Consider the following 7,164-nt stretch of genomic DNA (forward strand, 5'->3'; position numbering starts at 1 on the left):
GGCGACCATAGGCACGCTTCGGTATGGCTGCTACTTGCGCCACCAACTGGGGCGTCCGCGCATACCGTGGTGCCAGGTGTCGGCCTGAAGTCGGGTCGCGTCGATGGCCTGCTGGTCGCGCTCGGAGCGGTACTCACGATGGGGCTGATGCGGGCTCCAGTCGCCGATGAAGGGCCGCAGGTCGTCGGGTTTGGGTTCGATGTCGAAGTCGATGCCAGCGAGGGCTCCGTCGCCGCAGGTGGGATCAAGGCGGGCTGCCGCGGCTCGCGCCCAGCCGATCCATCGGGCACGGTTGTCCAAGTCGTCCGGCCTATCGGAACCGGCTACTTCGAGGGCATCGCAGAAGGCGCGGATCTCGTTGGCGGAGATCCAGGAGTCGTAGGCCCGCCGGAACGCCTTCTTGCGTAGAAGTTCGGAGGCCTGGGGACGAGCCTCGTCGAGGGCCGCTTGCCAGCGGCGACGCTCCTCTGCCCGCTTCCTCTCTTGCTCAGCAACGTATTCGTCGTGGGCACGTTGAGCAGCCTGCTTGGCTTCCTCGTCGGCGGCGATGCCGGCTTCGACGTCGCGGATGATGCGGGGAAGGCGCTTCTCCAAGGGGGTCCGCTTGTCGTCGGCCCAGGTGTCCATCTTGTCCCAGCCAGCGCGAGCAACTTCCATCCGCAGCCGGCCGGAGGTGACCCGATCGGTCTTGGGGAGCACCATCCACCGGTTGCGCCGCAGCTGCCGGGCCTCCTGTTCGGTGGGCACGTGGGGGATCTCGTCGTACTCCTCGATCAACCGCACTCTGCGGCGGGTCTTGTCGACTTGGAGGTAGACCGACGGGTTCTTCGTCTTGGTGTTCACCCCGACCCGGTGGCCCCGCCGTCGGGCTTCGGCGGCGAGGCCGCGGATCAGGTCCAGCGCCCGGGGGACGGATGCCTTCGTAACCTCCAGTCCGGTTGGGTTCTTCTCCAGCGCGGCGAACACGAGGTCCGGGTCGGTGGTGACACGGCGTGTGTTGAGCCGGATCCGATTCCAATCCTTGTCGTTCGGGTCGTCGTCATTGGACAGCCGAATGATTAGGTCTCCGGCGGCGCGGCCGGTGTGCTTGAGGTGGAAGCCGGCGGGTACAAGGCCGTGCTGCTTGGCCGCGTGGATGACTCGCCGATAGAGGGCACGTTTTTCGGAGTCTGGGCTCTCGACTCGCACGGTTCCGCCCTCGGCCTGCAGGCGTTCCACGAGCTGCCGGGCCTGCTCGACCGTTGCGGTGGTCGGAGGCTGCGGCGAGTCGGCCGATGTGGCGCCGCCACCGGCTGGCGACCGGCTCGAAGCCGACTCACTGCGGTTGGCGGTGGTGGCGGTCCGGGTGCGCTGGCGGGGTGTCGCCGTGCCGGGCGGGAGTCGGTCGGGGTGGTCGGGGTGGATGCCGTTGTCGAGGTAGAAGCGGCCGGCGTCGGTGATCTGAGCCCGCCACACGCCGCCCCGGCGGCTGATGTCGACGAGTCGGCGCGTCTGCAGTGCCCGAGCCGAGTGGCGCTGGTCGAGTCCGTCGGGGCCGCTGAGGTCGTCTCCGTCGCCGATCCGCCGCAGCAACAGCAGCTGGTGTTCCTTCAGCGGATCCCATCTCTGCACGCCTTCGACCTTCGACTGCCTGGGCCTGATCCGCAAGGATCGACACCCCTGCGTGAGTTTGAGCTGGCCTCCCTTCCCCACGATGGGATACCGCCACCCTTCGCTGCTACGCCCGGACAGCGCGAAACAGATAGTCGCGTATCATCAATACGCGCTTCGTTCGTCGGGCTGCTGCCCCTAGCTTCGAGTGCGGACAACGAAATCTCATACGAGGAGGCAGCATGGCGGCGAGGCTGGCGCAGCTGGTCGGTGATCTCCCAGGGCCGTACATCATGGGCGCGATTCTGTTACCGGTGCTGTTCCTCGGCTGGGTCATCATGAGCGAGCGGCGGACCCGTCACCTCACGCAGCTGATCCGCGCGGTGCGGGGATCGGTCCGCCCGGGAGGTAGCTCCCGTGGCCGCAGCCGAGAGGAGCGCTGACCATGTCCACGGTGGAGCAGCTGATGACGAAGGAGGAGCTGGCTCACGCCGCAGCCGTCACCACCCAGGCGGTGAGCAACTGGGCGCGTAGGCATCCCAATACCTTTCCTCAGCTCGTCCGGCGCGGATCCCAGGATGGCTACCTGACGTCGGCGGTGGCGGCGTGGCTCGATGGCCGCCGGATCCCGCGTCCGGCGTTGCTGCCGGGCGAGCGTCAGGGAACGACCTACGGGGAGCGGTTCCGCTCCGCGGTCGGGCACCCAGTACCACCAGGTACCGCTGATCCGATGCCTGAACCGGCGGCGGAGTCACTCGACGAGCGGTTGTGGTCGCCCCTGGAGCGGCTGCTACGCAAGAGCGAGGTACCCGCAGTCTTCGAGGCCATCGTCCTGTCCCTGCTGTGCCTGCGAGATGCCTCTCCTGTCGACTGGGCGGCGATATCGAGATCCTCCATTGACACGATTCATGGGGTTGTTACGCAGGCATGGCAGCGGCAGACGGCGCCCCTGTCGACTGCCACAACAGTCCTTCGAGACGCTCCAGCAACCGTCTACGGACGGCATCAGCTCCTGAACATCGTTCGCATCCTCTCCGACGTCCGAGCACCCGGCGACAAGGTGTTCGAGTACCTGCTCGACCAGTTCGCCAGGTTCCGCCACAGCAGCCCAGACGAATACCTGGTTCCGGTTGGGCTGGCGAGTCTGATGGTGCGGATGGTCGATCCCGCACCCGGGAGCCGAGTGCACGACCCTTGCTGCGGCCCGGGAAACCTGCTGGTGGCGGCGGGGAAACATATGACGCGCATGGCCGGATCGGGTTCGCCAGTGGCACTGACCGGACGGGCTGCGACGGCCAGGACCTGGAGCCTCGCCATGATGAACGCAGCAATCCACGGCATGCTGGTCGACCTCGGAGATGGGCCGCCATCGGATCCGGGAGAAATCGACGCCGAGCCGGGCCAATTTGACGTCGTGCTGCTCAACCCGCCGTTTGGCCTGAGGAACTGGAGTCTCCCCACTTCGCGCTCGGCACGCCCGTGGCCATACGGCGAGCCATCCCCACACAACGTCACCATGGGCTGGCTGCAGACCGCGGCCACCGCGCTTGCTCCTGGCGGGCGGGCCGCTGTGATCATGCCGTACAACGCCACATCCACGCTCGCCGTCCGGGAACGCAACATCAGGAGCGCGTTGGTCGAGCGCGGAGCCATTCGCTGTGTCGTCGCGCTGCCCAGTCACCTATTCCGCGAGACCACGGTTCCAATAACGGTGTGGATCTTGGCTCATCCCGGGGACGCAGCAGACGAGGAAGTCCTCTTCGTCGACGCCCAAGGAGCAACCCGCAAGATCGGTTCTACCCACCGAGTGCTGACGGGACGTGGCTGCCGAGCGGTCGTCGACGCGTACCAGGGATGGATGAGCGGGACGGCCGTCCTCCCCATTGCGATGGAAGACTTCGCCGCCACCGCAGCGACGGTGACGGAGATCCGGGAGCACGACTACGACCTTCAGCCCACCACCTACCTGGATCGGCGTCGGCAAGTAATACCCGATCCGCAGACCTCGCCGACGCTTCCCGCACTGCGGAACGACCTGGCTCGACTGGACGCCGACGCCACGACAGCCGACCTGACCCTCGATCGCTGCCTCGGAAGGTTGATGTCGTGGAAACGCTGATTGGCCCGGTCCCGGACGACTGGCAAACGCGGCGTCTTGACGAGTGTTGCGATGTGCAGCCAGGCCCGTCCGGCACCACGTTGAGATCCTCCGCATATGTGATCGGAGGCGTCCCCGTCGTGAAGGCCGGCGACATCGGCCCCGAGGGCATCAACCCCAGTGTCAGCGTGGACGAGGAAACCGCCGAACGCCTTCGGCCACGATACGAGCTCCGCCCCGGCGACATCGTGCTGGTGCGCATCGGCAGAACAACCCGGCACACGATGGTGAGCGAGCGAGAGGCGCGCTGGCTGCTCGGCGGCTCCTGCATCCGTATCCGCGCGACCCAAGACATCTCCGCGGACTACCTCGCCTGCTACCTCACTCATCCGGCGGTGCAGGAGTGGCTGGCCGAGTACACCCAGCGCGGAGTGCTGCCGACACTCAACGGGCGCAAGGTCCGGGAGATGCCGCTCGTGCTGCCCCCCGCAGCCGTTCAGCAGGGCATTGCCGAGATCGCCAGGGCCATCGACACAAAGATCCGCGCGCACAAGGACGTCATCCAGGCCACCCGAACGCTGCGCGAGCTACTCATTCCGCAGATGCTCACCGGCAATCCTGTGCTGCCGGAAGCAGCCGCCAATCGAGACGCGTGAGGACTTCGGCCACCAGGAAGTTGCGGCGGAGCCCGGCTGGCGGGGGCATCGGCGCGCTTAATCAATGCGCCGATGACTACGTGAGGTTGGGGTGCGTCAAGTCCTTTAGCGGCACCTCGACATAGGCGTCCACCTCAGCCACACCGGTGCAGCCCGTATCGGCCCGGGTCGGGCACGGACGCAGCTCCTTCGTCCTGTCGGCGCTCAGCACGGCGTCGGCGGCCGGACTGGCCTCGTACCGACCGCACGCCGGGCAGGAGACATACTGGGACCGCCGGATCCACACCCCTGTTGGTGCGTCCTGCTCATCGAAGGCCATGATGCCGAACGTATCGCATCTCAACTGGTACGGACAGACCGCCGCTTATCTACGAGCGGCCGACCAGCGTCTCACATTATAAGAGACCGGGAGATTCCCTCAAGATCTTTTGGCCTGGATGGGGCGGGACTGGAGCGGACTGTTGCACCCCCCAGGTGGACGCAGGCGAACAGAGGCGAAGTTCATCGCTCCAACCGGCGCTTCAAACCGGCGGATCGCACTTGACCGGCGTGTTCCGCTGATGCGCAATAGAGGCACGTCCTCGTGCGGCGACCTGGCCACCGGGCCGATCAGCGTACGGGCGGGCGCTCCCGGGTGGAGCGCTCGCTGTCGTCGCGGTCGTCGGCGTACGAGCTACCTGACGGGAGGTCCCCGATGAAGGATCTGGTTCCGGCGAGCTGAGCCGGCCCATCGTGCTGGACGCGTTAACGCGCGCCGCCCGGTAGCCCCGGTCCCGCCCTTCGCCTGGGCTGAGGACCGGGTGGTGCGCTGCATCGTTCTCTCGCCGTTGTCGAGCAACTGTCACCCAGGGTCGTGGTTTCCCGGCCGTGGCGATGGGTGCTGTCCGCTTCCGCCTTGGCCGCCTGGCTCCGCCCGGGGATGGCCGTGTTCCTTGAAAACTACACAGAAACCAGTCCAAGCTGCCCCCTGTGCCGTCTCGCTCGCCGGGTGAGACAGGGCCGTGCCCGGGTCCTGCCTGGCCCGAGGGGCGGCGGCGACACCACCGAAATGATCTCGACCCTGAGGACCGTCGACCCGGCGGTCCACTCTCACTACCCCTTCCACAAGGAGTCCCCTTGCTTCTCGCCCACGTCTCCGATCGCCTGCACCGCCGGTCTACTCGATGTCGCGGGTCGGTGCTGACAGGATCCGTCTTGATCTCCGTTCGGGGGTCAGGGTTGGCGTCCGTGTTGACGTCAGTGTTGAACCTGACCCCCGAACGGACCCCCGTCCCCTACTCACAGTGCAGGTCGCTCCGGCTGTCACCGGCTGCGGCATGTCCTCCGACAGACCCTCCCTGTCTCGGGTCTCTCCCCCCAGGGACGCCTCATCGGCATCGCTGCGCAGGGGTGACCGCCGCTGATGGTTGATCCTGTGCTTCGGGTCCAGTCCCAGCTGACCGGGCGGGACCGGGTCGTGCTGGGCTGGCTGTACGACCACGGGGTGCTGACCTCGTTCCAGATCGCCCATGCCCTGTTCCCGTCGCTGGACTTCTGCCAACGGCGGCTGCGCAAGCTGCACCAGTTGCGGCTGGTGGACCGGTTCCGGCCGCAGCGGCCCGACGGCGGCTCCTACCCCTACCACTACCTGATCGACCAGCTCGGCGCCGACGTCGTCGCCGCGGACCGCGACGAGCGTCCACCCCGCCGCGACCACGCTCGCATTCAGCGGCGGCGGTGGACCTCCACCCGGACACTGGCCCACCGGCTCGGGGTAAACCAGTTCTTCACCGACCTGGCCGGCTACGCCCGCATCCATCCCGACGCGGAACTGTTCCGTTGGCTACCCGAGGCCGTGTGCGCCCGCCCCGGCGCGTTCACCCGGCCCGGCGACCCCGCCCTGGTCCGCGCGTACCAGCCGCGGGTCCGACCCGACGGCTACGCCCTGTGGGCCGAACACGGCCGCCTGGTGCCGGTGTTCGTCGAGTACGACACCGGCGGCGAGCAACTCGACGTGTTGACCGGCAAACTCGCCGGCTATCGGGACCTGTTCGGCACCCTCGGCCAGGTCTGGCCCGTGCTGTTCTGGCTGCACTCCACCACCCGGGAACGCAACCTGCGGCTGCGGCTGGCCGCCGAACCCACCGGGCTACCCCTCGCGACCGCAGCCCGCGACCACGCCACCACCGCCGGCCTGTGCCCCGCCGACGCCGTCTGGGCCACCGGCGGGCCGCATCGGCTGCGCCTGGCCGACCTGGCCAACCACACCCTCCACACCGACCACCATCGCGACGCCGCCGACTGACAGCCCCGCCGGTCTGTCACGAATCTGTCGACAGCCCTCCGAAAGCGGCTGACAGATTCCAGCGAGATTGAAGTCCCACCGCTGACAGATCACCGAGCTATCCTCCCGCCCGACTCGACGGGCTGCAATTCGAACGAAAGGAGCAACGGATGAACGGAATCCTCCGACCCTAGCTAGCTTTCCCGCTTTTCGGAGGAACGTGGCCCACAAGCCGCACCACGAAAACAACGTCCGGAGCTATCCTGACGCACCACATCCCGGTACCGCCACCAACAACGGCGGTGCGAAAACACCCCGCACCCGCAACAAAGAAAACACCATTCCGATCCGGATCGCGCGGATCGAAACCGTACCCATGTCCACCACCGAACTCGACAACGCCGCCGAAGCACTCGCCGTCCTACTCAACCACTTCATCGACGACCACCCCGACCTCTTCCAGTAGTCAGTACCACCGGTGGCGGCCGGCTCGGCCGCCACCGGCACCACCCCTCCACCGCGAAGGACACCGCCGCATGACAGCCCCACCCCTCGCC

Annotated in this window: 7 protein-coding genes; 5 read left to right on the plus strand and 2 right to left on the minus strand. The window is 67.3% G+C overall.

Features of this window, described 5'->3' with window-relative positions:
- Positions 1–30: 30 nt before the first annotated feature.
- The gene (locus E1211_RS14365; protein WP_132349233.1) at positions 31–1,611 is read right to left on the minus strand and encodes a hypothetical protein; all 1,581 of its coding nucleotides are present in this window, start codon (positions 1,609–1,611) and stop codon (positions 31–33) included.
- A 221-nt stretch (positions 1,612–1,832) separates the two neighbouring features.
- Here E1211_RS14365 and E1211_RS14370 point away from each other — a divergent pair, with 221 nt between their 5' ends.
- The 3 genes from E1211_RS14370 to E1211_RS14380 are packed head-to-tail and all read left to right on the plus strand — an operon-like array spanning position 1,833 to position 4,344.
- Positions 1,833–2,033 (plus strand): hypothetical protein, encoded by a 201-nt coding sequence (locus E1211_RS14370; protein ID WP_132349235.1) that lies wholly within the window; start codon positions 1,833–1,835, stop codon positions 2,031–2,033.
- Between the two features lie 2 nt (positions 2,034–2,035).
- On the plus strand, positions 2,036–3,709 hold the full coding sequence (locus tag E1211_RS14375) for an N-6 DNA methylase (RefSeq protein WP_132349237.1): 1,674 nt from the start codon (positions 2,036–2,038) through the stop codon (positions 3,707–3,709).
- Positions 3,697–4,344: a restriction endonuclease subunit S gene (locus tag E1211_RS14380; RefSeq protein ID WP_132349239.1), complete on the plus strand. Its 648-nt coding sequence runs from the start codon at positions 3,697–3,699 to the stop codon at positions 4,342–4,344. Before E1211_RS14375 ends, E1211_RS14380 begins: the two co-directional genes overlap by 13 nt.
- A gap of 76 nt (positions 4,345–4,420) precedes the next feature.
- Here the strand turns inward: E1211_RS14380 and E1211_RS14385 are convergent, their stop codons facing one another.
- Entirely contained in the window at positions 4,421–4,663 is a 243-nt protein-coding gene (locus E1211_RS14385) for a hypothetical protein (RefSeq protein ID WP_132349241.1), read from the minus strand.
- 1,083 nt (positions 4,664–5,746) lie between these two features.
- Here E1211_RS14385 and E1211_RS14390 point away from each other — a divergent pair.
- Together E1211_RS14390 and E1211_RS14395 are read left to right on the plus strand one after the other, a co-directional pair.
- Positions 5,747–6,628, plus strand: a complete 882-nt coding sequence (locus E1211_RS14390; protein ID WP_132349243.1) for a replication-relaxation family protein — start codon at positions 5,747–5,749, stop codon at positions 6,626–6,628.
- 199 nt (positions 6,629–6,827) lie between these two features.
- Entirely contained in the window at positions 6,828–7,073 is a 246-nt protein-coding gene (locus E1211_RS14395) for a hypothetical protein (RefSeq protein ID WP_132349245.1), read from the plus strand.
- Positions 7,074–7,164 lie beyond the last annotated feature (91 nt).

Origin of the sequence: Micromonospora sp. 15K316, from assembly GCF_004348525.1 — a bacterium.
Taxonomy (GTDB): domain Bacteria; phylum Actinomycetota; class Actinomycetes; order Mycobacteriales; family Micromonosporaceae; genus Micromonospora.

Coding starts and splice junctions, on each gene's coding strand:
- E1211_RS14385 (WP_132349241.1), bottom strand. CDS start 4,663: ATGGCCTTCGATGAGCAGGACGCACCAACAGGGGTGTGGATCCGGCGG.
- E1211_RS14390 (WP_132349243.1), top strand. CDS start 5,747: ATGGTTGATCCTGTGCTTCGGGTCCAGTCCCAGCTGACCGGGCGGGAC.
- E1211_RS14375 (WP_132349237.1), top strand. CDS start 2,036: ATGTCCACGGTGGAGCAGCTGATGACGAAGGAGGAGCTGGCTCACGCC.
- E1211_RS14370 (WP_132349235.1), top strand. CDS start 1,833: ATGGCGGCGAGGCTGGCGCAGCTGGTCGGTGATCTCCCAGGGCCGTAC.